The organism is Bacillus sp. CCNWLW194, from assembly GCF_037120585.1.
In the GTDB taxonomy this organism is placed as follows: Bacteria; Bacillota; Bacilli; order Bacillales; family Bacillaceae_G; genus Bacillus_A; species Bacillus_A basilensis.
Genome location: NZ_JBBBBL010000011.1, coordinates 1 through 26,890, shown reverse-complemented (window position 1 = coordinate 26,890; position 26,890 = coordinate 1). Strand labels below are relative to the sequence as shown.

Genomic DNA, 26,890 nt, shown 5'->3' with positions numbered 1-26,890 from the left:
ATAAGTCTATATCTTTGTTGTTTTTTTGATTATATTTATGTCACTGAGCTCAGAACAATGATGTGGAGGGTAAATATATGAAATTGAATTACATACCAGTTTTAATTGTTGGAGGAGGATTATCAGGGTTAGCCTCTGCGCTATTCCTTGCAAAACATAACGTTGATTATTCACTGGTTGAAAGGCACCCGTCTACTGCAATTCATCCAAAAGCAGGTGGAATCACTTTTCGTACGATGGAGTTATTTCGAGAATTGGGTTTAGAACAAAAAATTAGATCGGCGGGTAAAGCATTAGAAAGTTGCCGAGGAAGAATAGCAGTTCATACAATAGCTGAGGCGAATAAGGAAGAATTAGCAAAAATGCGGGCGACTCAGTATGGAAACGATGAGAAGTTACTTCAAAAAATAGAAGAGATTAGTCCATCAAAACAAACGGCTTGTTATCAAATTATTTTAGAAGAGATGATATTACAAGAAGCGAGAACACTAGGCGGAGAATTATCTTTTTATCATGAATTAGTTTCTTATGAACAAAATGAGCAAGGAGTAATCGCAACGATTCGGAATCGCGAAACGGAAGAAGAAAGTATTATTCATTGTGATTATGTAATTGCAGCGGATGGAGCGAAAAGCAAAATACGTAAGCAACTAGGGATAAGTACGGAGGGACGAGGTACAATCGGTGGCTATTATATGAATATTTATTTTGAAGTGGATTTAAGTGAGTTTATACAAGGGGATGCATTTGGTTTTTCTATGGTACTTCATCCGGAAGTTCTTGGTGCGCTTATTCCAGTTGATAACGAAAGAAGATGGATTTACCATGTATCCTACGATCCGTTAAAAGGAGAGCGACCAGAGGATTTCACTATAGAACGTTGTAAACAAATTATTCAAACAGCAATTGGAAGTACAAAAGTTGAGTCAGAAATAGTAAGTGTTTTACCGTGGGAAGCGACTGAAAGTACTGCTGCAAAATTTCAAGATAATCGCATTTTTTTAGTTGGTGATTCTGCCCATATTATGCCGCCAACTGGAGGGTTTGGTTCAAATACAGGCATACAAGATGCTCACAATCTAGCTTGGAAATTAGCGGCTGTTATAAAAGGGAAGGCAAAACCAAAATTGTTAGAAACATATCATGAAGAGAGATACCCTGTTGCAAAATTAACGACGAATTATGCAAGTAGTTTATTATTTCGTGCTGCGAATAGAGAGGAGAGCAGTTTGAATAATATGGATGGTTTAGCTGTAACTGTCGGGTATCAGTATTGTTCAGAAGCAATAATAGATGACTCAGCCACTCCACATAGAATGGATATCGTAGAGTTGAATGGAAGACCTGGAACACGGGCACCGCACTTTTGGGGGATGTATAAAGGGAAAGAAGCTTCTATATTAGACTTATTTGGTAACAATTTTGTATTACTTACTGGAGTAGACAATAGTTCTTGGGCTGAAGCTGTATATGATGTTTCATCTAAATTAGGGATAAATATTAAAGTGTATCGAGTTGGGTTAAGCGGAGATTTTATTGCTCAAGAAAATGTTTTTCGTGAATTATATGGGATAGAAAATGAAGGAATTGTATTAATTAGACCAGACGGCTTTATAGGATGGCGTTCGGAAAAAGAGGTAGTAAATCTAGATGTAGTGCTTGAAGAGGTAATGGGTAATTTATTATGTGATTTTTAAGTAACTAAGGAAGTATTGTCTTTTATAGGACGATACTTCTATTTTTTTGGCTTAAAAAATAAAGATTGTGTAGTGAAGAGACATTATTATTATAAAAATATATGCAAATTAATTCTCTTTCTTTTTTTTGTTATTAGAATTTTTTTAGTTTTTAGTTATAAGTGTTGGCAATTACTAGATTGAATCATTTTTTTATTGTATTATATTTCCTAGAGATTATATATCGCGCTAGGGAGTGGGACTATTTGACTATTGAACCTCTTATTTTATCAAATAAAGAAGTATATGTATTAACTGGTATATTTGACCATGAAACAATGATTGGAATTGAGAACCCCTTTGAAAATTGGTCAGATGAGGAAATAGACAAAGAATTAGATGTAATGTACGAGAATTGGACAAACGAAGAGCTACTCATAATAAAAGAAGATGAAACATTATGTGACAAACAACTTTTAGAATATTTTCGTATTTGTTTAACTACAGGATTTGTTATTGAAGTACAGATAAGTAAAGACAGTATTTTAGAAAAAAACATTTTCTATTTTAGTGAGAAAAAGGTTATACAAAATGTAATAACAGATGCTAACGGTGATAAACAATGTACATTTAAAGAATGCGGGACACCAGAGGTAGCTTGGCAATTTATATATCAAGCATTACAGCCTAAAAATACTTTCTCTTGTCCAAATTATACATTTAAAATCCCTTCTTCTGCATATAAGGAAACTATTTTAAATCAATCAAACAAGCAATTAGTAGATTACTTGAAACTTTACTTAGATGATGAAGCTTCCTTAGAGTTAGCAAACATTATACATAATCGTGAAGAGTTAAATACTGTTCAAGTTCATTATTATATAAAGGACTCATGGTCTACAGATTGTATTCAGTTTTTATATAGTCAAAACCAATATTGGCTAATCCAAAAAGTTTTAGATAATGAGCAAACACAAACGAATTTTATTTGCCTTGATACCTTTACAATTACTGAAGAGATAAAGAAAATGGTACTTTATCTTAAATCATTAGGGGGTAAAACAAGGTGAGAAGTGAAATTAAGGTTACTCCTGACCATTTAAGGAAACTAGCTTCTAATATAGAACAAACAGCTCAAGAGCTATCTGAAACACATCAACGTATCAATCAGCAGTTATTTGATCTTCCTTTCCAATTATCTGGAAGAGATGCTGTGTTAAATCAATCCCAATACGCAGGCTCAGTGTTAGCTACTATAACGACAGTTTTAAAAGAACATAGTGATGCATTAAGAAAAGCTGCTGACCGTTTTGAGAAGGCTGATCAACAAGAAGTTTCATTTGGGGAAGAAGCAATTGATGTTAATTGGTTTGCACCGTTGGGTGGCGATATTGGTGATTGGAAAGATAACCCTACGGGATCATTATTTACTTTACTTGGTACTGTAACTGAAGGTGCAGCTGCCTACAAGTTGGCAGCTTTACATAATAAAGGTTTGCGTGTAACACCCTACACAAATAAAAAAGGAAAAGAAATGGTAAGGTTTCAAAATCGGACTGTACTAAAGGATAAAAATGGACTTAATGTGATAAGGCGTACAAAATTACCTTTAGCCGAAGTAAAGCAAATAGACGATGTAAAAAGACATGTTTTATCACCAAAAGAATTTCTTAAAGATTCATTGAAATTAAAAACAAATGCTTTGGGCTATGCAGCTATAGGGTGGGATGTAATTAATGATACAAAGGAAAATATTGAAAATAAAGCTTCAAAAACTAAGATAGCTGGTGATATTATTGGTGATGCAGCAATTGGGGTTGGTACAACTGCTGCAAGTGCCTTTGCGGGAGCCAAAGCAGGTGCCTTTGTTGGAAGTTTTTTGGGAGGTCCAATCGGAACTGTTGCTGGAGCTTGTATTGGCTTTGGTGTTTCTATAGGAGCTAGTATAATAACAGATGGAATTAAGTTTAACAAAGGTGATTGGAATCATGATGGTAAACAGGATTCGATAAAAGATAGAGTTAAATCTGGAATCGGAGCAACTTTAGATAAAATTTTTTAGTTTTTGGGAGATTAATATGGAAAAATACCACGGAAAAAGCACAGAACAAATTATTCGGAAATTGATGCCTGGCAGTGTAAGATCGAGTGTCGTTATGGTGTGGGTAGTTATTAATTTTATGATTTTAACCCCATTTTTATTTCCTCCAACCTTTACCATATACTTATATATAATTTTACCTTTTCTTTTGATTGCTAATATATGGGGAGTATGGGTATTTTTTTATAAACCAAATGAGCCAAGGTTGGTACACATTTTATATAATGGATTTATGGGAATAACTTTTTCTTTTGGAAGCTTTATAGTGATTCAAAAGCTTGCATATACTTTTATTAAAATTGAAACACCTCTGTTTTTTATTGTTACTTTTGTGCTTTACATTTTTACAATTTATAAATTGATTTCTATTGGAATGAAAAGTTTTTTAAAGCGATTAAACAATGAAGAAAATGGAAATATAAAAATTTCTCCAATTGTTTATTTATCAGGATTGGGATATATTATTGGACAGATATGTATAGGTTCATTATCACAAAATGCTTTAGCGACGGTCTTAATTTTAGTCTTTTCTTTATTTGCTGTTGTGTTTAGTATATCTGGAGCGTATGTATGCGTATATATCGACTTAAAGAAGCGGAAAACCAAGCTAGGTTCCTTAAATTCTTAGCAAAAAACAATTAATAAGGAGGGGCCATACAATGAATTCGCAACTTTTTCCTATAGGATCTATTGTAATTTTAAAAGCAGGTACAAAGAAACTTATGATTTTTGGGCGAAAACAACAAGTAGCAACGGATGAGGTAAGAAAATTCGATTATATGGGATGTCCTTATCCAGAAGGCTATATTAATCCAGATTTCACTTATTTATTTAATCATGATGATATTCAAGAAGTTGTTTCAACTGGATATGAAGATCAGGAAGAGCGTACTTTCCAAGAAAATGTATTATCTAAAATACAATAAGAAATAATGTAAAAAACTGTTTAAACAAGCAGTTTTTTTTACATTATTTCTTATTAGTGATGCAGCAAATGGAACCTTTATTGGAATGGAATAAGCTTGGATGTTTTTATAGAAATTAATATAGAAACTGATGGAATCAATTTAACAAAGGTGATTGGAATCATGATGGTAAACAGGATTCGATAAAAGATAGAGTTAAATCTGGAATCGGAGCAGCTTTAGATAAAATTTTTTAGTTTTTGGGAGATTAATATGGAAAAATACCACGGAAAAAGTACAGAACAAATTATTCAGAAATTGATGCCTGGCAGTGTAAGATCGAGCGTCGTTATGGTATGGGTAGTTATTAATTTTATGATTTTAACCCCATTTTTATTTCCTCCAACCTTTACTATATACTTATATATAATTTTACCTTTTCTTTTGACTGCTAATATATGGGGAGTATGGGTATATGTTGATTTGAAGAGGAAGGAAATGGATGGGATGCATAATGGACAAATATAATGGCAACAACATAGTGGATTGTATACGAATATTAATACCATTTGATATAAGAAATATTGTAGGGGCCTTTATGTGGGTTATCATGAATTTTATGCTACTCATCATTTTATTCATATTTCCACCGTACAATATATACTCTTACGCAGCTTTTCCATTTTATGTGATATGTAATCTATGGGGAATTTGGGTTTCTATTTATAAGCCTCGGCAGCCTCAATTGCAACATTTACTATATTCTGGATTTGTTGCGTTAAGTATTTCATTTTGTAGTTTTATAGCTGTGCAAAAGTTAGCTTACGAATTCGTAGAAATAGAATCTCCTTTATTTTTTATTCTATCGCTTATTGCATATAGTTTAATTGTTTATAAATCTGAATTATTCTGGATTAAATATTTTACAGCCCGCTTAAGGGGGATCACTGATCAAGATGTGAAAATCCCTAAAATTGTATATTTTTCGGGTTTAGGTTATATGATTGGTCAAGTTAGTATTGGAATTTTGAGCCAAAAAGCTATGGCGATTGTGCTAATCGTTATTTTTTCATTTATTTCAGTTGTTTTCCTAGCGCTAAGTACACATTTGTATTTTTACTTTGATTTCAAAAAACAAGGTATTACTTCGCGACATTTAAAAGAATTATATTTTCAAAAGAAGCCTAAACTGTCAAGGAAGGAAAGGAGACAATCCGTGGCTGCTTCGGGACATGTAAATATACCACATTCTCAAAAGAAACCTAAACTTGCAAGAAAGGATATACGAAATTAAGAATTTGTAATTAAGTAAAGCCTAGATTTACGTAAATATCATGTCAAATGACAATAGAATTTTATCTTGTATGAATGGAAATTAAAGAAGTTAGATAGGAATCGGGTTGTTCGGAAAAATTCGACGTGTTCAAATAATAATTAGTTTGAGGCAGATGTATAACTCATACTGATTAAAGCTTCACTGTACTGGAAAAATAATATTCACAAAATTTAATAGGTTTGGTATGATTAATTTCGACAAGTTAATCGAGGCCGGAGATATTTGAGATAAGCCATAAATTTATTTAGGGATACAGAAGTGTCCTCTAAATAATTTATGGATTTTTTTATTGATGAAATGTAATCAATAGGAAGTTACATGTGAATAGGAGGGATATGGAAAATAAATAGTATAGTAATAACATAGGAGAATTATATTTGTAAGATTGGAATTTTAATATAGGCTTATAAAAATAATGAAAGTGTATCTTCTATTTCGTGTAAATCTCATTAACTTGTTGAAATTTACAACGTAGGAAGGGTTAAAAGGATGAGAAAAATTATTAGCGTATTAGTTATTTTCTTTATGACGGGAAGTATTTTTGCTGGGGGAGCTGTTCATGCGAAAGCAGAAGGAAAGCATGAGTGGAATAAGAATAAGTTTTTAAATATTGCACATCGCGGAGCAAGTGGACATGCACCTGAGCATACTTTTGCTTCTTATGATTTAGTAAAAAAAATGAAAGCGGATTATTTAGAGTTAGATATTCAATTAACAAAGGATGGCCAATTACTTGCAATGCATGATACAGCAGTTGATCGCACGACAAATGGAACAGGTGAAGTACGAGATAAAACATTAAGTGAAATAAAGAGTTTAGATGCAGGATCGTGGTTCAATAAAGCGTATCCAGAAAAGGCTAAGCAAGAGTATGTTGGTCAAAAAGTTCCGACTCTTGAAGAAATTTTCCAAAAGTACGGAAGAAGCATGAAGTATTACATTGAAACAAAATCACCAGATGTGTATCCAGGAATGGAAGAGGAATTATTAGCTTTATTAGAAAAATATAATTTAATAGGTCAAAACATGTCTTCTAGCCGTGTCATGATTCAATCATTTAGTAAAGATAGTTTAAAAAAGATTCATAGTATGAATAAAAATATTCCATTAGTTCAATTGCTTTGGTATTATCCAAATGAAAACAATGAGATTGTTGAATGGTCTGGCATTACACATGAGCCAAAACGTGTAACGAATGATGATTTTCAAGAAATTAAAAAATATGCAGTCGGTATTGGACCAAACTTACGTAATGATAACGGAGATTTAATTATCAATGAGTCATATATGAAAATGGCTAAGCAAAATGGACTGTTAATTCATCCTTATACAATTAATGAGAAACCAGATATGAGATTGTTAATGAAATGGGGTGCTACAGGAATGTTTACAAATTATCCGGATCGGTTACATAGTGTGTTAAAAGAAAAATAAGTGAGATAGCATAAAAGGTATACCAGTGTTTTAGGTATACCTTTTTTCTATTATGCTAGATTATAGTAATAGGAAACATATTCTTCTAGACCTTGAACCTCTTTTTCAGGTGGCTCAATACCACCTTTTCTACCGTAGCAAACATTTCTCAAGTATTCCCCAAAAATCATAGAGCGGCTTTTCTCATTTTCCATCCAATTATATCTATCAATTATAAACTCACCATCGAAACTTGTATCAAATGTATATGGGATACAAGTAATAGTTTTAGGTAAATGTTTTTTTAATACTCTATATTGCCGACCAGCGCCTAAGCTTTTGCATACAAATAGTAGCCGATTAATCTTTGTGAAATCAAAAATCTTTTTCGCTTCCATTACATTAGCGATAGAATGGAGGGAGTTTGTCTCGAACATGATAGCATCTTTTGGTACGCCATGTTCCATTAATTTATTTACAATTACTTCTGCTTCTGACAAATCCCCGTAATTCCAGCTCGGATGTTTCATGCCATGTAAACTAGTACCACCTGTAACGATAATTTGATTTCCTAAACCTTGTCGATAAGCTTCTAGAGGAGCTTGCCAATTGCCAGGGTGAGAACCGCCGAAAACGAAAATGGCATCACATTTTTGTGGTGTTATTTCTTTTAGAAAAGTGATTTCTGTAATTTGATCGATTTGTTTTTTCGTAAGAGTAGGGACATCAGGATATTTAGGTATTACCATTTAAAAACCTCCTATATAGTAAAATGATAAATTCATTATATAGCGATTTTGTTAAGTGGAAAAAGGGAAGGTTTTCATTTAAAAGTACCCCTTTTAAGATAACTCTCCAATAAACCAAATTTCTTTTTCATCGATTGCATCCTCATCATAAGTGACTTCTTGAAAGTGCAACATTTGAGGAGTAGGACAAATTGAGATTCCCCATGTTTCCCAAAAATCAATTTCATTCGAAAGAAGTATCCATTTTTGAAATTCATTATTTCTAGTGAAAAAGTTATGAAAGTAGTCATCGTTTTTAAATACGATAATTTGCGATTTCCATAAATTCTCTATAGAAATTAAAGTAACAACTCGATATGTATGTGTATCACTCGGTTTTATTTTTATTAAATGATTTACTCGATCTATTAAGGTTTGTATACATAATCGTTTTACTTTTCTAGGTGTTTTATGAGACTCGATAAAAGCTTGAGAAACTGGTAAAGGCATATACCAATATTCATTGTTATAGAAAATAGAAGGGAACGTTTTTGTATGTTCCTCAATTCGTTTAATCATAGCGTTTGTTTTTCGTTTCATCCCACGTATTTTCTTTTCATGCATTGTGAGTCACCTCTATAAATTTTTGTAATGCAGCTGAGCGAAATATATCGTTTCTAGTAATGAAAGTAGTAGGAACTTTTTTGAAGCTATTTGGTAAAGGATTGAATGATACGTCATGTTCATGCCCCTTTAAAATTGATTTCATCATAATCGCTACGCCCATACCTGATTTTACACATGCAAGTATAGCTTCAATTGTTCCGAACTCTAATACTCGTTTAGGCGAGACACTTTCTTCTTGAAGCCAGTCTTCTAATAAACTTCTATAATAGCATCCGTGACTAAAGGCAAGTAAATTCATATCTCCTATGTCTTTAAAGGAGGATAAAGTTTTTTTACTAATGAGAACTAATTCTTCTTCACGAAATACACTTGTATGAAGTTCAGTATGCTGAATAGAGCCAGCTATAAATGCTCCGTCAAGTTTTCGCTCTAATACAAGCCAAATTAGTTGTTCGGTCGTATTTGTTTCTAAAATCAAATCGACTTTTGGGTACTTCTCATAGTAGGCCGTTAATATAGAGGGGAGCCTTACCGCAGTTGTAGATTCTGTACATCCAATTTTCAAAGTACCTTTTGGCTCAGTTCCATTACTTTGAATCGCTTTTATAGATTGATCCATTAAGTGGATAATTTGTTTGGCGTATGTTAATAAAATCTCACCGTTAGAAGTTAAAGTTACACCTTTTCCGTTTCGGTAAAATAAAGGCACACCTAATTCATTTTCTAGTTGTTTCATACGCATCGTTACGCCTGATTGTACATAGTTCAAATTTTTAGCTGCGTGAGAAATATTGTTTTCCTTCGCAACTTCGTAAAATACAGTTAAATCTTTTATGTCCACGTATCATCCCTCCGAAAAGGTATCATTTTTTTTGATGGATTATATGATGAATCTTTATTTTATATGATATCAGAACTTTCATACAATGGAAGAGGATGGAGGGATTATTGTGTTAATGGAAGAAAGGATGAACAGTACTTATAAGTGGGTTATGTTAATTGTTGCGACGATTGCTCAAACAACAGCGACGCTAATAACGTATGGTGTCGGGGTTTTCGCTTTATTTTGGAAGGAAGAATATGCGCTTACGAATATGGAGAATGGATTGTTAGTAAGTATTGTAAATGTTGGACCGTTATTTTGTATGCTTTTTGTCGGTCGGCTACTTGATCAATATAATGAAAAAATATTAATTTCTATCAGTTCATTTTTGCTAGGGAGTTCGCTTTTACTGACTAATATAGTAAGTGGATTTAATGGGTTATTATTTGTACTTTTATTAATAGGAATGTTTTATAGTGTTTCCCAGCCAGGAGGAAGTAAAGTGATTTTAAAATGGTTCCCAAAAGAAAATCGCGGATTAGCGATGGGAATAAGGCAAGCTGGTATACCGATTGGTGGCGCGTTAGCGGGAGTGTTAATCCCCTTTCTTACAGTACAATATAATATGACTTACGCGATAAATAGTATCGCATGCATTTGTATAATTGGAGGAGTATTATTTTTTGTGTTTTATAAAGAGCCATATGTTCAGGAGGAAGCGAGGAAAGGACATATTAAAATTTCCTTTTGGATGGAGCTAAAAGTAGTGATATGTAAAAAAGAGTTGTATCCAATTTATATAACGGGTATTTGCATGATTTCATTACAAATGGTGTTAGTTGGACACTTCATGAAATTTTTAGCAGGGGAACAATCGATTACATCTATTGTAGCCGGAACAGTATTTTCAGTTATGTTCTTTTCTGGAATGATTGGTCGTGTTGCATTAGCAACTATTAGTGATGTGTTTTATAAGGGGAATCGGCGTATACCTTTATTTATAGCTGTCTGCGCTTCTATCGGCTTGATTTTATTGTTAGTAATGAATATACATACAATAACGAGTGGAGTCTTGTATAGTGTAAGTGCATTGTTAGGATTCTTTTCAATTGGATGGTTTAGTCTTTTTATAGCCGAAGTTGCTGAATTGGCAAGTGAAGAATCTGTAGGAATAACAGTGAGTGTAGCACTTACATTAAATCAAATTGCTATTATTGTTGCACCTGTTTTATTTGGTTATATTGTGGATGAGAAAGGGTATGCGTATGCGTGGTTATGTATAGTAGTATTGTTAAGTATCTCAGCAGTCAGTTTATATAGAAAAAACAAAAAAATAAAAGAAAGTTAGCAATGTAAATTTTTTATGAAGAAAATATAAAGAAATGCCGAGTGAGCGACATTTCTTTTTTTATTTGTTGTATAATCAAAATATAAATGAGATTCATTTTCAATGAAGTTCATTGCCTCTTTTGAAATTGCCTGTAATTTTAGCCATAATGATTTGTTTTTCTTTATCGTTATTTGCATGATTTATTTTGTTTGAAAATTTTTAGTATCATTTCCTTTTAAAGTCATAATCTATTTTACTTAATATTAAATTATAACTATATTCTATTGTAGGATAATGAAACGTCATATCACCTAAACAATTGTCTCTATCTGTTTTTTTCATCTTAACAACTCCGTTTCTTATAGTGTGTAACAAATGTTACATAAGATGTTGAAATTATAGTAGGGTGCATCCGATTGTATGGTGGAAATTTTGCAAGAAAGAAATACAATAGAGAGTAGCCAAAAACTGAATATGAGAAAAAGGAATCTAGTTCATTTAGGTGAATAATAGGTAGTATTATAAAAAATTTGAAAATTAATAGATATAGAATAGAATGGATGCGCGTTAAGTGAAACTAGATAAAAGAGGGTTCCTATTATGTTAAAGAAATGGTTAATCGTTTTCTTTATTTTTGCTGTTTTTTCTGGAAGTGTCGTTGCACTCATACATGCAAGTAAAGGTAAGAAATATGATATAAAGGCATTTTCTAATTTGAATAATAAGCAAAAGGACGATATGCAAAAAGTTGATGCCAATGAGAAAAAGCACTATGAAGTTGTAGCTGGAAAACTAGATCAATATTTAAAAGATAAAGGATTTAATGGTAGTGTTCTTGTAGCTAGTAAAGACCATGTGATTTTACGAAAAGGTTATGGGTATGCAAATGTGAAAGATAAAGTATTCACAATGCCAAGAACGAAATATCGCATTGGTTCTATTACGAAAACAGTCGTTGCAATATCTATCATGCAACTAAAAGAAAAAGGAAAATTAAATATTGAAGACAATGTAAATAAGTATATTCCATCGTTTCCGGCAGATAAAAATATTACGTTACGAAATTTATTAACGCACACATCAGGGTTACCAGATCAAGGAAAAGGTAGGGTGGATGCGGCGTCACGTTTAAAGTTAGTAACGTGGATTGGTTCGCAAGCGTTACAATTTCCTGCAGGGACAGGATGGAAATATACAGACTATAATTATATGGTGCTTGCGTATATTGTAGAAAAAATTACGAATAAACCGCTCGCTGAATATGTGAAAGAAAATATTTTCACTCCTGTTGAAATGCATGAATCTGGAATGGGGGCAACTCTCCCAGAAGATATTTTTTTAGCAGAAGGTTATACGAGAAAAGATAATGAATTAATAGCTGCACCTCGCTTAAAAATGAACTGGTTGTATGGATGTGGTGAAATGTATACGACTGTTGAAGATATGAAAAGGCTAGATGAGGCTATTATGAATGGAAAACTGTTATCTAGACAAAGTGTATTAGATATGTTTACTGCATCACCTGCAAGAAAGTATGGATTTAGTTTCTATACGTATCCAGATTATTATCATAACCACGGGGTATTAGCAGGCTGGAATACTTTTAATAATTTTAACTGGGATAAAAGAACGTTTGTCATATTGTTCTCTAACGTCCAAAATGGTATGAATGATGCATTTAATCAAGAGTTTAGGAAAATGGCGAATGATTTAATAGAAGGAAAGGGAGCATGAAAGAGAAAGAGCCTCTAGCGAGAGGCTCTTCTTTTTTATAAAGTTGAAAACTCTTCAACAAGTTCACTAAAACGATTTAATGCACTTTCAATCGGTTCTGGCGTAGTTAAATCAACACCAGCTTTTTTCAATAAGTTTAATGGATAGTCTGAACTTCCGCCTTTAAGGAATTCAATATAGTGTTTTTGAGCATTTGGATCGCCGCTCAATAATTTATCGGCAATTTGGATTGCAGAAGCGAATCCAGTTGCGTATTTGTATACGTAAAATGGACGGTAGAAATGCGGTATTCTAGCCCACCCGTATTTTACTTCTTCGTCAAATACGAGGGAGTCGCCATTATACTCTCTGAACAAGTTTTCATAAACGTCGCTAAAGACTTGGGCATTTAATGGTTTACCTTGCTGCGCCATTTCATGCGTGATTTTTTCAAATTCAGCGAACATAATTTGTGTAAAGAAAGTGCCTTTAAATTTCTCAATGAAATGGTTTACTAAATGGTTACGTACATCAGCATCTTTTGCTTCTTTTAATAAATGATGAATTAATAGCACTTCATTTACTGTAGAAGCGACTTCTGCGACAAAAATAGTATAGTGTGCAGAAATTCTTGGTTGGTATCCGTGTGAGTAGTGCGTATGCATACCGTGCCCACATTCGTGAGTAAGAGTGAAAAGACTATTTAAATCATCATGATGATTTAAAAGAATGAATGGATGAACGCCGTATACACCAAAGTTATAAGCACCGGAACGTTTTCCTGGAGTTTCTCTCACGTCGATATAACGTTTATCTTTAAAGCTCTTTAATGTTTCAATATATTCTTCACCTAAAGGAGCTAGTGATTCAATCATGATGTCAAACGCTCTATCGTATGGAATGTCTTGTTTTACACCAGCTACTAAATCAACGCTCAAGTCGTACTGGCGTAGTTCATCTACATTTAATTTTTCTTTTCGAAGTTTATTATAAGTATGTAATGATTGAATGTTTTTTTTCGTTGTATCAATTAAGTTTTCATATACTGCTTTCGGAACCATATCGCCAAATAATGATTTCTCTAACGCCGATGGATAGTTTCTTAGCTTAGAAATAGTAACATTATTTTTAATAGCAGCAGATAAAGTAGAAGCGATAGAATTCTTTAATTGAACGTATGGTTTGTAATAAGCTTTATAGGCTTCTTTACGTTTCTCGCGATTCTCATCTTCTATTAACTTTGCATACATTCCGCGTGTTAAATTTACTTTTTCTCCATCATCATTTGTAATTTCTCCAAATAGTATATCTGCATTATTTAACATGCCGTATGTATGCTGAGGAGAGGAAAGTGCTTCACCCATTTGTGATAAAATCTCTTCTTGGTCCTTATTCAATACGTGTTTTTTATAACGGTATAATTCAAATAAGTCTTCTTTATAATATTGTAAGCCTTCTGCTTCTTCTATGTAAGAATGTAATGTGCCTTCATCTATGCTAAGTAAGAATGGAGAAAAGAAAGATTTAGCCGCACTTACTTTCACGTGTAATTGTGACACTTTATCGACAAGCGATTGGGCGTCAGTATCGCGCGTATCAAGATCAGATTGTAATCGTGCATAAGCAAACATTAAAGATATTATGCTAGATATTTCTTCACTCTTCGTTAAATAAGCTAATAAACTATTGCCATCGTGAATATTTCCATTAAACTCGTGTAATTCTTTCGTTAACACTTCAATTTTATGAAAATCGCTTTCCCAATCTTCAATTGTATGGTAGATATCCGTTAAATCCCATTTCTCTTTCTCATCTACTTGTAATCGATCTTTAAGTTCTGTCATAATCATTTCCTTTCTATACATGTAGTTATATTTCTATATAACTATGAAATACAACAAATTGCAAAAAATCCCTGCTGAAAATTGAAAAGCCTTGCTAAAATGGCAAGGCTTGAAAAATTATAATGTAATTCCGAATTTTGAATGTAAAAGATTTTTATATTGCACATCTGTAACGTTTTCTTTCGTTTTTTTACCGTTTTTCGCTATTGTCAGACTATCCTTTGTTAAAGATGCATGCCCATCTTCAGTTAGTTTTACAATAAGAGGTACTTTATTAAATGGTGAGCCATCATGTTCAACGATAATTTTTTGTGCGGTATTTGCTTTTTCTTCATCCACTTCTTCTATATAAAATGCATAGCCTAACGTCCAATCACCAGCAGAAGATTGATCCAAAAACTCATTATTTTTACGCATCTCTAACATATAGTTTCCCTTTTCGGTCATTTCTTTACGAATACGATAATCTCCTGTAACGGAGTGAATGACTTCACCTGAGAAAGGGACAGGTGCAAGAGGTAAGTATGATCCGAATCCTACTTCAATTAAATAAAGTTCATTATGATGTGTTAAAACGGTTGCGATATGACCAGAATCAACAGCCCATATGGAGTTTGCGGCGTTATATACTGTTCCTGAAACGAGATGAACATCAAATCCAGCATCTTTAAGGAAATAATACATAGTAGGATTGAGTTCATAACAAAGACCGCCACGATTGTTTACTAAAATTTTTTCTTTTAGATTTTCTTTTGATATTTCCTTAAAATTCTTTTCGAGAACATTTAAGTTTTCAAATGGGACAGTTTGTGCCATTGCGTACATAATGTTAGGTAAATCTTCAAATGAAACTTTGTCTTTTTCTTTTTCTTCAATATTTAATCTTGCAAAAAATTGCTTTTGAAAGTCGGTCATAGAAATCCCTCCGTTATGCTTTTATAGATAAATTGTAAACAATCTTGAATAAGATGTGAAATGAAAACTACGTTGAAGTATTGGTTGAATATTTGAAGTTAGACTAAAAAATAATATGGGAGAATGAGAGATTGCTACTTTACTAATTGTAGAACGAATATTATAATAATTCCGATAAACTATGCAAACGTTTTCTAAGGAGGAATGGTTTAAATATGTTAAAAAAAATAACAGTAGTCGGCTTGTCGGTTGTTTTGTTTTTACCTAGTATATATGGGGAGAGTAAAGCGTATGCAGATACGGTTAACAATGGAACGTTAATGCAGTATTTTGAGTGGTATGCTCCAAATGATGGGAATCATTGGAACCGCTTGCATTCGGATGCTGGAAATTTAGCTCAAAAAGGAATTACATCTGTCTGGATACCGCCTGCATATAAAGGAACTACGCAAAATGACGTAGGATATGGAGCATATGATTTATATGATTTAGGGGAATTCAATCAAAAAGAAACGGTACGAACAAAATATGGGACGAAAGCACAATTGAAATCTGCAATTGAAGCTTTACATAAACAAAACATCGATGTATACGGTGATGTAGTTATGAATCATAAAGGTGGAGCAGATTATACTGAAACTGTAACAGCTGTTGAGGTAGACCGTAATAATCGAAACGTTGAGGTATCGGGTGATTATGAAATTAATGCATGGACAGGGTTTAACTTTCCTGGGCGCGGAGATACTTATTCTAATTTCAAATGGAAATGGTATCATTTTGACGGAACGGATTGGGATGAAGGAAGGAAATTAAATCGAATTTATAAATTTAGGGGTATAGGTAAAGCATGGGACTGGGAAGTGTCTAGTGAGAATGGAAATTATGATTATTTGATGTATGCAGACCTTGATTTTGATCATCCAGATGTTGCGAATGAGATGAAAAATTGGGGGACGTGGTATGCGAATGAATTAAATTTAGATGGCTTTCGTTTAGATGCTGTTAAACATATTGATCATGAATATTTACGCGATTGGGTAAATCATGTTAGGCAGCAAACGGGGAAAGAAATGTTTACGGTGGCTGAATATTGGCAAAAAGATATCCAAACTTTAAATAATTATTTAGCGAAAGTCAATTATAATCAATCTGTATTTGATGCACCACTGCATTACAATTTTCATTATGCTTCAAAAGGAAATGGGAATTATGATATGAGAAATATTTTAAATGGAACAGTAATGCAAAATCATCCTGCACTCGCAGTTACTCTTGTTGAGAATCATGATTCGCAGCCTGGTCAGTCATTGGAATCTGTAGTCAGTCCGTGGTTTAAACCGTTGGCATATGCATTTATTTTAACTCGTGCAGAGGGCTATCCTTCAGTTTTTTATGGTGATTACTATGGGACAAGCGGAAATAGTAGTTATGAAATTCCAGCGTTAAAAGATAAAATTGATCCGATTTTGACAGCACGAAAAAACTTTGCATATGGTACGCAGCGTGATTATTTAGACCATCCAGATGTGATTGGATGGACAAGAGAAGGTGATAGTGTACATGCTAATTCTGGTTTAGCGACATTAATCTCTGATGGACCGGGAGGATCAAAGTGGATGGATGTTGGAAAGAATAATGCAGGGGAAGTATGGCACGATATGACGGGTAATCAAACAAATACTGTAACAATTAATAAGGATGGATGGGGGCAGTTCCATGTAAGTGGAGGATCAGTTTCCATATATGTTCAGCGGTGAATTGTTAATAGAAAAGAAGAGGTAGACTGAAATATAAGTTTTCCTCTTCTTTTTATATTGTTATCATTCCTAAATCGTTATTTTAATAAATGAACTAGTCGACTTTTGAGACAACAAGGGATGCGTTGGAATAAATAATGTCACCCGTGGCTTCTCTTATTCGTACTCGAAGAACATCTCCTTGGTTTAAAGATAATAGATCAGTTCTGGCGGATGTAGCTCTTACCCCAGGACCACCACCAACTCGTGATTCAATTGCGAATTGAATTGAATCGTTTATTGTAAGATTTAATATACTAGACGAAATAGCTTGTATCACAAATACGATTGAAAAGGATACTGAGTATACACCAGTGGTATCAATTGTAATGGAGTTGTCTACTGGGTTTAGAGTAGTTCCACTAACAGGTCCTGGAAGGGTAAAATTAATATTTGTATTAACTACTACTGAAAAACCAATACCTACGTCAGTAGTTATTGTTCCAAATACGGGAAGAATCCCTAAACCGGTTGCTCCAGTGGGACCAGTAATTCCAATTCCAGTAGGTCCTGTACCCCCAGTGGGACCAGTAATTCCAATTCCAGTAAAACCTGTCGCACCGGTAGGTCCGGTGATTCCAGTAGGTCCGGTAGGGAATGTAAATGGTGGAATTGGTGGTAGTGTGGGGCCGATTAAATTTGGTTCAAGAGCAGTTCCATGTAAAATAATATATTCTTCGCTCATATAGTAACCTCCTATGATTGCTTGTCATAATTATTAAATGTAGTAGGGAAAGTAAATGACATTCGCAATAGCGGAGGCACTTATTAAATTTTTTCGCAGTGAAATTAAAGTGGTTATTTTAAAGTTGGAGACAATAAAAACCGTACTGTGATTGCTATAGAATTAAATATTAGTATGTTTTTAACGGATTTTAATAGAGATTATATTTGCTTTACGATAAAATGATTATAGTGTAAAATTACACTATAAGTGTAAAATGATAACTGATAGTTTTTTTTATACTTATGATTATTAGAAGAAGTTCTTTATATAAATCGTAATTTAAAATCCATAAGGACATTTTTGTATAGGCAGTAGTAGTAAAAGGAGAGGCAATATGAAAAGAACAATAATGAAATGTAGCATAATGTTTAGTTTATTACTATTAACATCATGTGATATATTGGATGAAGAAATTGAACAAAAAGCACAAAGTTATACAAAATCGGAGCATGGTATTTCTGTGAAACTAGATCGAATTGAAATACCTAGTCAAGGTAAGGATTTTTTAGGACCAGATATACGAATAGCTTATGTACAGCAAGTAGATGAACCATATTTGCAATTTCAAATGTATTTCGATGGACGAACCTCTCCAAAGGTAAATAATGATAACTATAAAATAAAAAAAGAAGCGAATGATTTACGAGAAAGATTCAATACATATTATGAAGAAAAAGGGACTAATACTATACTTACTTTCGAGGAAATGCAAACAGGGGACACTGTTTTCGGTAAGGATGCAGAGAAAAAAATATCGAAGAAACATCCGAAGCATTATGTTACGGCGGTTTTCAGAAGTAATATCTTTTTGGATTTAGACAACCGGGCACATATGGAAACATTAGCGGAAGTTGCGAGAAATATTCAGGAATTCAATAAAACGATTGAAAATAGTAAGAGTTGTGTGGATGATATAACGGTTCAGCTACCCAATGCTAATAAGGACGTATTACAACATATTGCGGTAGATTATATAGTAACGGCTGAAGATGCGAAAACGACCCTTGAGAAAAAGGCTGATTATATGAAAGCTTTACAATCTGCAAGGAAATAGTCTGACACCTTTACTTCTTATAAAACATATAGTATGATGATTTCAGTAAATTAGATTTCAATGACTATAATATAAATTAATGAGAGGTGCTTTTTGTGAGTGCGGTAGGTACTAAATAGGAAAAATTTAATGAAATAAATCGGATAAGACCAGGGGATTTTTATGTATACCATACCCCTAATTTTGTCATGGATTTATTTCGATACCTATGAAGATACCTACAATACTTTATAAAGCGTGTAATAAGGGGATTTCCATCCGTTTTTATGGTTTATTTCCTCATATGTTATTACTCATGCCTTGTAAATGTAAAAGCTGCGGTATCCCCGCAGCTTTTTTGTATATATTTTTAATGTATAAAAATGGTAATTGAATAATGTAGAGCTCATTGGAATCTAATGAGTAGGTATCTTCATTGATGATAGAAATCAATCATAGTGAGGAGAAATAAAATGAATACGATGACTTTTGAAAAGTTACAATATAACGAATTAAAGGATATAGTGAAATCTTATTGTGTAAGTGGGTTAGGTAAGGAATTATTAAATAAATTAGAACCTAGTACGAGTATAAAAGTAGTGAGGAATCGCTTGAATGAAACGACGGAAGCGCGAGCTATAGTAGATGCAGAAGGGCATGTTCCTTTCTTCGGAATTTCAAATATCGCAAGTACAATTCAAAAATTAGAAAAAGGTATGATTTTAGACCCTGAAGAGTTAGTAAGTGTTTCAGACTTTTTACGCGGCTGTAGAAAGATTAAAAAGTTTATGTTAGATAAAGAATTTTTTGCGCCAGTATTAGCTTCTTATGCAAATTCAATGACTGAATATAAAAGTATTGAAGAGGAAATTAATTTTTCAATAAAAGGCAATAGTATTGATTCTGCCGCTAGTAAAGAGTTAAAACGAATTCGAAATAATATCGATTCTGTAGACGGAAAAATAAAAGAGCGTTTAACGAAGTTTTTAAATAATAGTACAAATAAGAAGTATATTCAAGAATTCTTTATTAGTAAGAAGGATGATAGGTATACGATTCCAATTAAATCTTCTTATAAAAATCAAGTTGCGGGAAGTATAGTTGAAGCGTCCGCTAAAGGCTCTACTGTATTTATAGAACCACACACGGTTACAAAGTTAAATGGGGAACTTGCAAGTTTGAAAGCAGAAGAAGCGATGGAAGAGTATCAAATTTTGGCAACTTTATCAGGAATGGTAGTAGAAAACATTTATCATATAAAAATTAATATGGAATTAATTAGTCAATATGATATGGTATTTGCGAAAGCGAAGTTTAGTAAATCAATCGATGGAATAGAGCCGAAGTTAAATGATCATGGCTACATTCATTTAGTAAATTGTAAGCATCCGCTTTTAAGTGGAAAAGTAGTACCGTTAAACTTTGAAATCGGTCAAAATTATCGTAGTTTAATTATTACAGGACCAAATGCGGGCGGGAAGACAATCGTATTAAAAACAATTGGGCTACTAACATTAGCAGCAATGTCAGGCTTGCATATTGCAGGAGATAAAGAAACAGAAATTGCTATTTTTGAAAATGTGTTTGTAGATATTGGTGATAATCAAAGTATCGAAAATGCACTCAGTACATTTTCATCACATATGAAAAATCTATCTGAGATTATGAGGATGTCAAATAATAATACGTTGCTATTATTTGATGAAATAGGAAGCGGGACTGAACCAAATGAGGGAGCAGCACTTGCAATTTCTATTTTAGAGGAGTTTTATCTTGCAGGATGTATTACAGTTGCGAGTACGCATTACGGTGAAATTAAACGCTTCTCAGAAATACACGATGATTTTATGAATGCAGCAATGCAATTTAATAGTGAGACATTAGAACCGCTTTATAAATTAGTAATCGGTAAATCAGGTGAAAGTAATGCACTTTGGATTGCAAATAAAATGAACGTAAGAGAACATGTACTGAAAAGAGCGAAAGAGTACATGGAAAATAAAGAATATGCCCTAGAAAAACTGAATGAAAGCAAAGTTAGAAAACCGAAAGTCGTGCAAGAAAAAAGAGAAAATCATTACGAGTATAAAATGGGCGATCGTGTAAATTTATTAGATTATGATGATTTTGGTATCATCTATAAGGAAATAGATAATTTTTATAACGTCGTTGTATATTATAACGGTGAATTTGTTGAAGTAAATGTAAAACGTATTACTTTAGAGGTAGCAGCAAAAGAATTATATCCAGAGGGATACGATTTAAATACACTATTTGTCGATTATAAAGAAAGAAAAATGCAACATGATATTGAGCGCGGATCGAAAAAAGCGCTTCGTAAAATCCAAAAAGAAATAAGAAAGAATAGGGGGTAATATAGAGTGGTAACGATTAGGCAAGAACAAAAAAGCGATTATAGAAAAACAGAAGAAGTTGTAAAAGAAGCATTTTTACATGAAGAGTATAGTGATAAAAAGGAACATGAACTTGTAAAGCGTATTAGAGAATGTGATGCGTTTGTTCCTGAGTTATCTATTGTTGCGGTAGATGAGGAAATAGTCGGTCACATTATGTTATCGAAAATTACGATAGAACAGGATGGAACTTCTGAAGAATCATTAGCACTTGCACCAGTTTCAGTTGCTAGCGGTCATCAGAAAAAAGGAATTGGCGGTAAACTTATCGCTTATGCGTTAGAAAAAGCGAAAGAACTTGGATACGGATCAGTAGTAGTATTAGGGCATCCAGAGTACTATCCGAAATTTGGTTTTAAGAAAGCAAGTGAGTGGAATATAAAAGCAACATTTGAAGTGCCTGAAGAGGTGTTTATGGTGGTGGAATTAAGGGAGAATGCTCTTGAAAGTGTAGAAGGAGTTGTACAATATTCGAGTGCTTTTGCTGAGTAGGAGTATCGGTTAAGAAATATAATCATAAAAGATGCTATCTTTTTGTATGGATATACAGAAAGGTAGCGTTTTTTATTAAGCGAAGCTACTTACATATATTTTGCTCAATGAATAATTGAGGTGTTAATATTGAGATAGAAATGTAAAGGGAGAGAAAAAAGAATGAAGAATCGAGAAACAGAGAGCAATGTCGTTACGTTATATGTTACAAGACATGGTAAAACAATATTAAATACGAACCATCGCGCGCAAGGTTGGGCAGACTCTCCGTTAGTGGAAAAAGGTGTGGAAGTTGCCACAAATTTAGGAACGGGATTAAAAGATATTCATTTTATGAATGCGTATAGTAGTGATAGCGGCCGAGCGATTGAAACTGCTAATTTAGTATTAAAATATAGTGAGCAGTCAAAATTGAAACTTGAGCAAAGAAAAAAATTACGAGAATTAAATTTTGGTATTTTTGAAGGTGAAAAACTTGATAATATGTGGGATGCGGTTGGAAAAGCTGCGGGTGTTGCATCACCAGAAGAACTTATGAAGTTTTCTATTCAAGAAGTTATTGATCTTATTAGAGCAGCAGACCCTACAAAACAGGCGGAAGATTGGGAATTATTTTCTACTCGTATAAAAGCAGAGATTGATAAAATTAGTGAAGAAGCAGCTAAAGATGGCGGCGGGAACGTTTTAGTTGTCGTTCATGGGCTTTTGATTACTACCTTAATAGAAATGCTAGACAGTAGTAAAACAAAACTTGGCGTGGAAAATGCTAGTGTGACAAAGATTGTATATCGAGATGGAGCATATACAGTCGAGTCGGTTGGAGATATGAGTTATGTTGCAAAAGGGAAAGAGAGTGTGGAAATATAATTATACCTCAAATAGAAATATGAAAAGGAAGTTAGAAAAATCTAGCTTCCTTTTCCCTTTTTAGTATACTATTTATAGATTTTAGTTTGAATGTTCTGATAAAAATACACCGTGATAATTATTGTGATGATATAGTAAGAGGTAGGTATTTAGTAGCATCTTAGGAACAAAGAATCGTCTTGTAATATATTGGATGGATAGTGGTATAGTCTTACATCTCGAAATTTAAGTAAGTTTACAAGAACTAAAACAAAGTAAGGAACGTGTGAATATGGATCGAATATATTTTGTGGACAATCCGTGGCCTAATGGTCATCGAATTGTTAATTTTAAGTGGAGTGCACATTTTAAATATGCAGAGGAAGAAGAGTTAAATGGTATAGCTGGTTTGTATTTTGATTTACATTTAGAGACTGCGGATTATGATGAGGAAGATTTGGATGAAGAAGACGAAGAAGATGAAGAAAACGAAGATGATTGGCATGCGAAGATTGTATGGAACAACTTCCATAGTAGCACCTTGTCATCAGAAGAATGGGATTTTAAAGGATTTCGTGTAGGAAGTGATGAGGTACCATTTGACTTGGATATGCTAAATGGGAAGGAATTTGCAATTGATTTTTTATCCGAAGATGAACAGAAGAACTTAGATTTAGAGTTAACGGCATTTGATGTTTATTTACTTGGACATGATGCGTCAGCCTTTCATGATATTAAGTTCACTAGATTAGAAGGGAAGACGTATCAAATTGAATGGAAAGGGAAATTGGCGCTTGCGTATATTGGAGACTATGAGTTCAAATATGATTTTCATACATTAATTTCCTCAACGTCATTTAGTGGAATTAATATTCCTAATGAAATAACTGATCATGAGGCATACGTTTTGTTAAAACGATTTGTTAGTAATCCAGTAATGTTTGAATTGCACCATGATAATGGCAATAGACGATTTGTATTTAAATAAAAATATATCGTTGCCTTTGCGAAACAACTGTATAATGTTTTCAATTTATTTAATTAATTTTTGAGTCGAAGAGTAAGTGATAATATAAAACCCTTTTTTTAGGTCATGGACGAGAAAGTCTAACGATATATAGGAGGGGGTTCTACTGTATATGAGGTTTTGGACATGAGTAAAAGCATACTGTGTTCGGCATAGTTAATAACTTTCGTGTCGGAAAATTCAAACGAAATGATACATATTATGTTATTTATGTTCAGTTCTAAGAGGAAAAGAATATTAACAATTATATGGAGAAGTGATTATGTTGATTAAATTAGTTCATTTTTTATTTGGAAAACCGTGTAAAAAAGGTGATTCGTTCCAAACTAAATTTCCACGTTTTATTTATTGGAATGCAGTTGTATTTTATTTTTTTGGAATGATATTCTTTGGGATTTTTTCTTTTATTGATACTGTATTTATTGAGTCGCTCATATTTGGAGGTTTGTTTTTTCCTTTAATATTTAGATTCGTTTATTTTATGAACTTAAAAATGAGCGGTCTAGAAAAAGAAGTATAGAAAGAATATAAATAACAGGGTTATTGGGAAGAAGCGAAAGTGAACATTAATAAAATGAAAAAAGGAAGCAAAGAAATAAAATCTTGCTTCCTTTTTAAATTGGAACGACTAAGGGATTAATAAAATTTTCCCTGTACTTTTTCTGCTCTCTAATAATTCATGGGCGCGAGCACCGTCTTGTAAAGAGAATGTAGTAGGACTTGTAATGTTTAATTTTCCAGTAGCGATCCAATCGAATAATTGAGTAGAGCGTTGCTTACGTTCTTCAAAGGTAGTAAGTATGTTCCAAAGGTCTCCGCCAGTTAAAGTTTTTGAAGTATCCATAAGCATACGTGGATCTACAGGCGCAGGATTACCGCCAGCCATTCCGAAAAATACGACAGTACCACCAACTTTAGTAGCGTTAAAACTTTCCTCAAGTGTAGAGCCTACTGATTCATATACAACATTTACTCCAGTGCCGTTTGTTATTTCAAGTACTTTTGAATGCCATTTTTCAGTATATAAAAATACGTGATCGGCACCAGTTAATGTGGCTACTTTTCCTTTTTCGTTTGATGAAGTTAGGCCGATTACTGTTCCACCCTGTAGTTTAATCATTTGAATAAGAAGTTGACCAACGCCGCCAGCGGCAGCATGTACTAAAGCTGTATCACCTTGATTTATTTGATAGCTATCTTTTGTTAAATAATGTGCTGTTAGACCTTGTAATAAGACAGAAGCAGCTGTTTCAAAAGAAATTGAATCTGGAAGAGGGATTACTTTTTCTGCTGGAACAGCAACTAATTCTGCATTTGCAAATGGGACATCAGCAAATGCAATACGGTCTCCAGAGTTGATAGTAGTAACGTCAGCTCCTACTTTTTCAACAATACCAGCCCCTTCATAACCTAAAATATAAGGCGGGTTTCCAGCGAGATGATAATAGCCGCGGCGTCTGTAAATATCAGCGAAGTTTAATCCGATTGCTTTCGTACGTACAAGAATTTCATTTGGATTTATGATTGGATCATGTATTTCTTTATATTGTAGTACATATGGACTTCCAAACTGTTCGAAACAAAGTGCTTTCATATGGAATACCTCCATTTATATTGTTTGTAGATGCTCTTTATCATACAATACAAATATCAATAGACAAAGAGGATTATTTTGATGAGATCAATCGAAAATTTCGATTGAAAAGAGGGATGATAAATGGAGATAAAACAATTAATTACCTTTAAAATAGCCGCGGATACTTTGAACTTTACACAAACTGCGAAGAAATTAAACTTTGCTCAATCGAGCGTAACGGCGCAAATTAAAACGTTAGAAGCTGAGCTAGGTACGCCGTTATTTGAAAGATTAGGAAAACGTCTTTTCTTAACTGAAGCAGGGAGGAAGTTTCAATTATATGCTGATAAGATGATTGGACTTAGTAACGAAGCGAAAATGGCTGTGAAAGATGATGAAGAAATAGCTGGTACGTTAACGATTGGTGCACAAGAAAGTCAGTGTACATATAGGCTTCCATCTATATTAAAGAGATTTAAAGCACAATTTCCTCAAATAAAACTTATATTTAAACCAGCACATTCTAATAAAGATGCGAAGGAACAATTGATGGAGGGAAAAGTCGATCTTGCATTTATTTTGGATGAATGTAAAACAGAAGATGCTTTACATGTGGAGCCGCTTATGAAAGAAGAATTAAAAGTAGTAGCTGCTCCAGAGCATCATTTACTCCAGCAAACTTCCGTTTCTATAAAAGATTTAGAGAAGGAAACACTTTTATTAACAGAACTAGGGTGTTCATATCGGACTTTATTTGAGGAGTTATTTCGTGCGAAAGACATATATCCAGCAAATAAGATTGAGTTTGTTAGTGTCGAGGCAATTAAACAATGCGTCATTGCAGATTTAGGTGTTGCTGTGTTACCAGCTATAGTAGTAGAAAAAGATATGCGAGAAGGGGCGATAAAGGAGTTAGTTTTAAAAGAAACAATTCCTCCGATTTATACGCAAATCGCTTGGCATAAAGACAAATGGATGACAGTGCCACTGCAGCAATTTATTGATGTAACAAGAGAGTTTTTTACAACGGATTAAGTGGAGAAATATTTGTTTTCTATAAAAGAAAAAATAGCAATTTTGTATAAAGAACCGATGCTTGCATGTAACAAGTATCGGTTCTTTTATGTTTGAAATAAAGGATGCTATAAAATGTGTATTTCTCAACTTTTTTTCTTAAAAGGATAAGTAAATTTCTTCGTATATTCCAATAATCATAAGGGAATTTACAACATTTTTTTGTTTCTGTAAGATGCCTCTAGGAAGCATGAAAGGAGGGGCGTACATAGGGGATAGATTGTCTTTATCATACGTATTTATTTTGAGGGAGGAGATTGGAAATGTTTAAAAGGTTCATGAAAGTATGTGTGTTAAGTGTAGCGAGTGTAGGGGTATTATTTAGTTTTCAAGAAAGTACATTTGCAGCTACCGATCTTAGTAGTTATTATGACGGGAAAAATCCGGCTATAACGAAAGTGTATGGGGGTAGTGCAACACATCCATCAACTTAAGGTATATTTTTATACAAAATGCGGTCTTTCCATATAGTTTTTTATTATCTTTTATAGATT

General features: G+C 33.3%; 25 protein-coding genes and 3 pseudogenes. 20 read left to right on the top strand and 8 right to left on the bottom strand.

Annotation, left to right across the window (positions count from 1 at the left end; all coding sequences use genetic code 11):
• Positions 1 to 77 precede the first annotated feature (77 nt).
• From V7S50_RS22905 to V7S50_RS22870, 9 genes and pseudogenes are all read left to right on the top strand, one after another.
• Positions 78 to 1,697, top strand: coding sequence for an FAD-dependent oxidoreductase (locus V7S50_RS22905; protein WP_242255252.1), 1,620 nt, complete (start codon positions 78 to 80; stop codon positions 1,695 to 1,697).
• A 245-nt stretch (positions 1,698 to 1,942) separates the two neighbouring features.
• A complete protein-coding gene (locus tag V7S50_RS22900) occupies positions 1,943 to 2,746 on the top strand; it encodes a hypothetical protein (protein WP_242255254.1) in 804 nt (267 codons plus the stop codon).
• Entirely contained in the window at positions 2,743 to 3,738 is a 996-nt protein-coding gene (locus V7S50_RS22895; protein WP_242255256.1) for a WXG100 family type VII secretion target, read from the top strand. Before V7S50_RS22900 ends, V7S50_RS22895 begins: the two co-directional genes overlap by 4 nt.
• Positions 3,739 to 3,754: 16 nt before the next feature.
• Positions 3,755 to 4,405, top strand: coding sequence for a hypothetical protein (locus V7S50_RS22890; protein WP_242255258.1), 651 nt, complete (start codon positions 3,755 to 3,757; stop codon positions 4,403 to 4,405).
• Positions 4,406 to 4,436: 31 nt separating this feature from the next.
• Positions 4,437 to 4,703 carry a DUF4176 domain-containing protein gene (locus tag V7S50_RS22885; protein ID WP_061686097.1) on the top strand — a complete coding sequence of 89 codons (267 nt, stop codon included), beginning with the start codon at positions 4,437 to 4,439 and terminating at the stop codon, positions 4,701 to 4,703.
• A 117-nt stretch (positions 4,704 to 4,820) separates the two neighbouring features.
• Positions 4,821 to 4,939 (top strand): annotated as a pseudogene (locus tag V7S50_RS34095) (type VII secretion protein); the annotation flags it as partial.
• A gap of 16 nt (positions 4,940 to 4,955) precedes the next feature.
• A pseudogene (locus V7S50_RS22880) lies at positions 4,956 to 5,159 on the top strand (hypothetical protein); the annotation flags it as partial.
• Positions 5,160 to 5,184: 25 nt separating this feature from the next.
• A complete protein-coding gene (locus V7S50_RS22875; protein WP_309259177.1) occupies positions 5,185 to 5,976 on the top strand; it encodes a hypothetical protein in 792 nt (263 codons plus the stop codon).
• Positions 5,977 to 6,507: 531 nt separating this feature from the next.
• On the top strand, positions 6,508 to 7,452 hold the full coding sequence (locus V7S50_RS22870; RefSeq protein ID WP_336375953.1) for a glycerophosphodiester phosphodiesterase: 945 nt from the start codon (positions 6,508 to 6,510) through the stop codon (positions 7,450 to 7,452).
• Between the two features lie 50 nt (positions 7,453 to 7,502).
• On the opposite strand, the gene V7S50_RS22865 is transcribed toward V7S50_RS22870, so the two are convergent.
• From V7S50_RS22865 to V7S50_RS22855, 3 genes are all read right to left on the bottom strand, one after another.
• Entirely contained in the window at positions 7,503 to 8,180 is a 678-nt protein-coding gene (locus tag V7S50_RS22865) for a YdcF family protein (RefSeq protein ID WP_242255264.1), read from the bottom strand.
• 93 nt (positions 8,181 to 8,273) lie between these two features.
• Positions 8,274 to 8,783 (bottom strand): DUF3916 domain-containing protein, encoded by a 510-nt coding sequence (locus V7S50_RS22860; protein WP_242255265.1) that lies wholly within the window; start codon positions 8,781 to 8,783, stop codon positions 8,274 to 8,276.
• On the bottom strand, positions 8,776 to 9,627 hold the full coding sequence (locus tag V7S50_RS22855; RefSeq protein WP_242255267.1) for a LysR family transcriptional regulator: 852 nt from the start codon (positions 9,625 to 9,627) through the stop codon (positions 8,776 to 8,778). Before V7S50_RS22855 ends, V7S50_RS22860 begins: the two co-directional genes overlap by 8 nt.
• Positions 9,628 to 9,712: 85 nt before the next feature.
• Here V7S50_RS22855 and V7S50_RS22850 point away from each other — a divergent pair, with 85 nt between their 5' ends.
• Complete coding sequence (locus tag V7S50_RS22850) at positions 9,713 to 10,957, top strand: MFS transporter (RefSeq protein ID WP_242255269.1); 1,245 nt, start codon at positions 9,713 to 9,715, stop codon at positions 10,955 to 10,957.
• Between the two features lie 99 nt (positions 10,958 to 11,056).
• Here V7S50_RS22850 and V7S50_RS34090 read toward each other — a convergent pair.
• Positions 11,057 to 11,184 (bottom strand): annotated as a pseudogene (locus V7S50_RS34090) (ABC transporter ATP-binding protein).
• 355 nt (positions 11,185 to 11,539) lie between these two features.
• On the opposite strand from V7S50_RS34090, the gene V7S50_RS22840 reads away from it, so the two are divergent.
• Positions 11,540 to 12,673: a serine hydrolase domain-containing protein gene (locus V7S50_RS22840; RefSeq protein ID WP_242255272.1), complete on the top strand. Its 1,134-nt coding sequence runs from the start codon at positions 11,540 to 11,542 to the stop codon at positions 12,671 to 12,673.
• A 35-nt stretch (positions 12,674 to 12,708) separates the two neighbouring features.
• Here V7S50_RS22840 and pepF read toward each other — a convergent pair whose 3' ends face one another.
• Together pepF and V7S50_RS22830 are read right to left on the bottom strand one after the other, a co-directional pair.
• Complete coding sequence (pepF, locus tag V7S50_RS22835) at positions 12,709 to 14,496, bottom strand: oligoendopeptidase F (RefSeq protein ID WP_242255274.1); 1,788 nt, start codon at positions 14,494 to 14,496, stop codon at positions 12,709 to 12,711.
• 117 nt (positions 14,497 to 14,613) lie between these two features.
• The gene (locus tag V7S50_RS22830) at positions 14,614 to 15,411 is read right to left on the bottom strand and encodes an arylamine N-acetyltransferase family protein (RefSeq protein ID WP_242255276.1); all 798 of its coding nucleotides are present in this window, start codon (positions 15,409 to 15,411) and stop codon (positions 14,614 to 14,616) included.
• 215 nt (positions 15,412 to 15,626) lie between these two features.
• On the opposite strand from V7S50_RS22830, the gene amyS reads away from it, so the two are divergent.
• Positions 15,627 to 17,168 carry an alpha-amylase gene (gene amyS / locus V7S50_RS22825; RefSeq protein ID WP_242255278.1) on the top strand — a complete coding sequence of 514 codons (1,542 nt, stop codon included), beginning with the start codon at positions 15,627 to 15,629 and terminating at the stop codon, positions 17,166 to 17,168.
• A 94-nt stretch (positions 17,169 to 17,262) separates the two neighbouring features.
• Here the strand turns inward: amyS and betA are convergent, their stop codons facing one another.
• Positions 17,263 to 17,892: a collagen-like exosporium glycoprotein BetA gene (gene betA / locus V7S50_RS22820; protein WP_242255279.1), complete on the bottom strand. Its 630-nt coding sequence runs from the start codon at positions 17,890 to 17,892 to the stop codon at positions 17,263 to 17,265.
• A 376-nt stretch (positions 17,893 to 18,268) separates the two neighbouring features.
• Here betA and V7S50_RS22815 point away from each other — a divergent pair, with 376 nt between their 5' ends.
• From V7S50_RS22815 to V7S50_RS22790, 6 genes are all read left to right on the top strand, one after another.
• Positions 18,269 to 18,988, top strand: coding sequence for a hypothetical protein (locus V7S50_RS22815; RefSeq protein ID WP_242255280.1), 720 nt, complete (start codon positions 18,269 to 18,271; stop codon positions 18,986 to 18,988).
• 452 nt (positions 18,989 to 19,440) lie between these two features.
• Complete coding sequence (locus tag V7S50_RS22810) at positions 19,441 to 21,342, top strand: endonuclease MutS2 (protein ID WP_242255282.1); 1,902 nt, start codon at positions 19,441 to 19,443, stop codon at positions 21,340 to 21,342.
• A gap of 6 nt (positions 21,343 to 21,348) precedes the next feature.
• Positions 21,349 to 21,873, top strand: a complete 525-nt coding sequence (locus V7S50_RS22805; RefSeq protein ID WP_242255284.1) for a GNAT family N-acetyltransferase — start codon at positions 21,349 to 21,351, stop codon at positions 21,871 to 21,873.
• A gap of 162 nt (positions 21,874 to 22,035) precedes the next feature.
• Positions 22,036 to 22,740 (top strand): histidine phosphatase family protein, encoded by a 705-nt coding sequence (locus V7S50_RS22800; RefSeq protein ID WP_242255286.1) that lies wholly within the window; start codon positions 22,036 to 22,038, stop codon positions 22,738 to 22,740.
• A 271-nt stretch (positions 22,741 to 23,011) separates the two neighbouring features.
• The gene (locus V7S50_RS22795; protein WP_242255288.1) at positions 23,012 to 23,707 is read left to right on the top strand and encodes a hypothetical protein; all 696 of its coding nucleotides are present in this window, start codon (positions 23,012 to 23,014) and stop codon (positions 23,705 to 23,707) included.
• A gap of 301 nt (positions 23,708 to 24,008) precedes the next feature.
• Positions 24,009 to 24,266 carry a hypothetical protein gene (locus V7S50_RS22790; protein WP_000905817.1) on the top strand — a complete coding sequence of 86 codons (258 nt, stop codon included), beginning with the start codon at positions 24,009 to 24,011 and terminating at the stop codon, positions 24,264 to 24,266.
• Between the two features lie 108 nt (positions 24,267 to 24,374).
• On the opposite strand, the gene V7S50_RS22785 is transcribed toward V7S50_RS22790, so the two are convergent.
• Positions 24,375 to 25,340 carry a quinone oxidoreductase family protein gene (locus tag V7S50_RS22785; RefSeq protein ID WP_242255290.1) on the bottom strand — a complete coding sequence of 322 codons (966 nt, stop codon included), beginning with the start codon at positions 25,338 to 25,340 and terminating at the stop codon, positions 24,375 to 24,377.
• A 123-nt stretch (positions 25,341 to 25,463) separates the two neighbouring features.
• Here V7S50_RS22785 and V7S50_RS22780 point away from each other — a divergent pair, with 123 nt between their 5' ends.
• Together V7S50_RS22780 and V7S50_RS22775 are read left to right on the top strand one after the other, a co-directional pair.
• Entirely contained in the window at positions 25,464 to 26,357 is an 894-nt protein-coding gene (locus tag V7S50_RS22780) for a LysR family transcriptional regulator (RefSeq protein ID WP_242255292.1), read from the top strand.
• A gap of 302 nt (positions 26,358 to 26,659) precedes the next feature.
• Positions 26,660 to 26,830, top strand: coding sequence for a hypothetical protein (locus V7S50_RS22775; protein WP_242255305.1), 171 nt, complete (start codon positions 26,660 to 26,662; stop codon positions 26,828 to 26,830).
• Positions 26,831 to 26,890: the final 60 nt, after the last annotated feature.

What these genes read in the sequence shown, in the direction of transcription:
- V7S50_RS22905 (WP_242255252.1), top strand. Translation starts at nt 78, where the DNA reads ATGAAATTGAATTACATACCAGTTTTAATTGTTGGAGGAGGATTATCA.
- V7S50_RS22890 (WP_242255258.1), top strand. Translation starts at nt 3,755, where the DNA reads ATGGAAAAATACCACGGAAAAAGCACAGAACAAATTATTCGGAAATTG.
- V7S50_RS22885 (WP_061686097.1), top strand. Translation starts at nt 4,437, where the DNA reads ATGAATTCGCAACTTTTTCCTATAGGATCTATTGTAATTTTAAAAGCA.
- V7S50_RS22875 (WP_309259177.1), top strand. Translation starts at nt 5,185, where the DNA reads ATGGGATGCATAATGGACAAATATAATGGCAACAACATAGTGGATTGT.
- V7S50_RS22870 (WP_336375953.1), top strand. Translation starts at nt 6,508, where the DNA reads ATGAGAAAAATTATTAGCGTATTAGTTATTTTCTTTATGACGGGAAGT.
- V7S50_RS22865 (WP_242255264.1), bottom strand. Translation starts at nt 8,180, where the DNA reads ATGGTAATACCTAAATATCCTGATGTCCCTACTCTTACGAAAAAACAA.
- V7S50_RS22860 (WP_242255265.1), bottom strand. Translation starts at nt 8,783, where the DNA reads ATGCATGAAAAGAAAATACGTGGGATGAAACGAAAAACAAACGCTATG.
- V7S50_RS22850 (WP_242255269.1), top strand. Translation starts at nt 9,713, where the DNA reads ATGGAAGAGGATGGAGGGATTATTGTGTTAATGGAAGAAAGGATGAAC.
- V7S50_RS22840 (WP_242255272.1), top strand. Translation starts at nt 11,540, where the DNA reads ATGTTAAAGAAATGGTTAATCGTTTTCTTTATTTTTGCTGTTTTTTCT.
- pepF (WP_242255274.1), bottom strand. Translation starts at nt 14,496, where the DNA reads ATGACAGAACTTAAAGATCGATTACAAGTAGATGAGAAAGAGAAATGG.
- V7S50_RS22830 (WP_242255276.1), bottom strand. Translation starts at nt 15,411, where the DNA reads ATGACCGACTTTCAAAAGCAATTTTTTGCAAGATTAAATATTGAAGAA.
- amyS (WP_242255278.1), top strand. Translation starts at nt 15,627, where the DNA reads ATGTTAAAAAAAATAACAGTAGTCGGCTTGTCGGTTGTTTTGTTTTTA.
- betA (WP_242255279.1), bottom strand. Translation starts at nt 17,892, where the DNA reads ATGAGCGAAGAATATATTATTTTACATGGAACTGCTCTTGAACCAAAT.
- V7S50_RS22815 (WP_242255280.1), top strand. Translation starts at nt 18,269, where the DNA reads ATGAAAAGAACAATAATGAAATGTAGCATAATGTTTAGTTTATTACTA.
- V7S50_RS22810 (WP_242255282.1), top strand. Translation starts at nt 19,441, where the DNA reads ATGAATACGATGACTTTTGAAAAGTTACAATATAACGAATTAAAGGAT.
- V7S50_RS22800 (WP_242255286.1), top strand. Translation starts at nt 22,036, where the DNA reads ATGAAGAATCGAGAAACAGAGAGCAATGTCGTTACGTTATATGTTACA.
- V7S50_RS22795 (WP_242255288.1), top strand. Translation starts at nt 23,012, where the DNA reads ATGGATCGAATATATTTTGTGGACAATCCGTGGCCTAATGGTCATCGA.
- V7S50_RS22790 (WP_000905817.1), top strand. Translation starts at nt 24,009, where the DNA reads ATGTTGATTAAATTAGTTCATTTTTTATTTGGAAAACCGTGTAAAAAA.
- V7S50_RS22785 (WP_242255290.1), bottom strand. Translation starts at nt 25,340, where the DNA reads ATGAAAGCACTTTGTTTCGAACAGTTTGGAAGTCCATATGTACTACAA.
- V7S50_RS22780 (WP_242255292.1), top strand. Translation starts at nt 25,464, where the DNA reads ATGGAGATAAAACAATTAATTACCTTTAAAATAGCCGCGGATACTTTG.
- V7S50_RS22775 (WP_242255305.1), top strand. Translation starts at nt 26,660, where the DNA reads ATGTTTAAAAGGTTCATGAAAGTATGTGTGTTAAGTGTAGCGAGTGTA.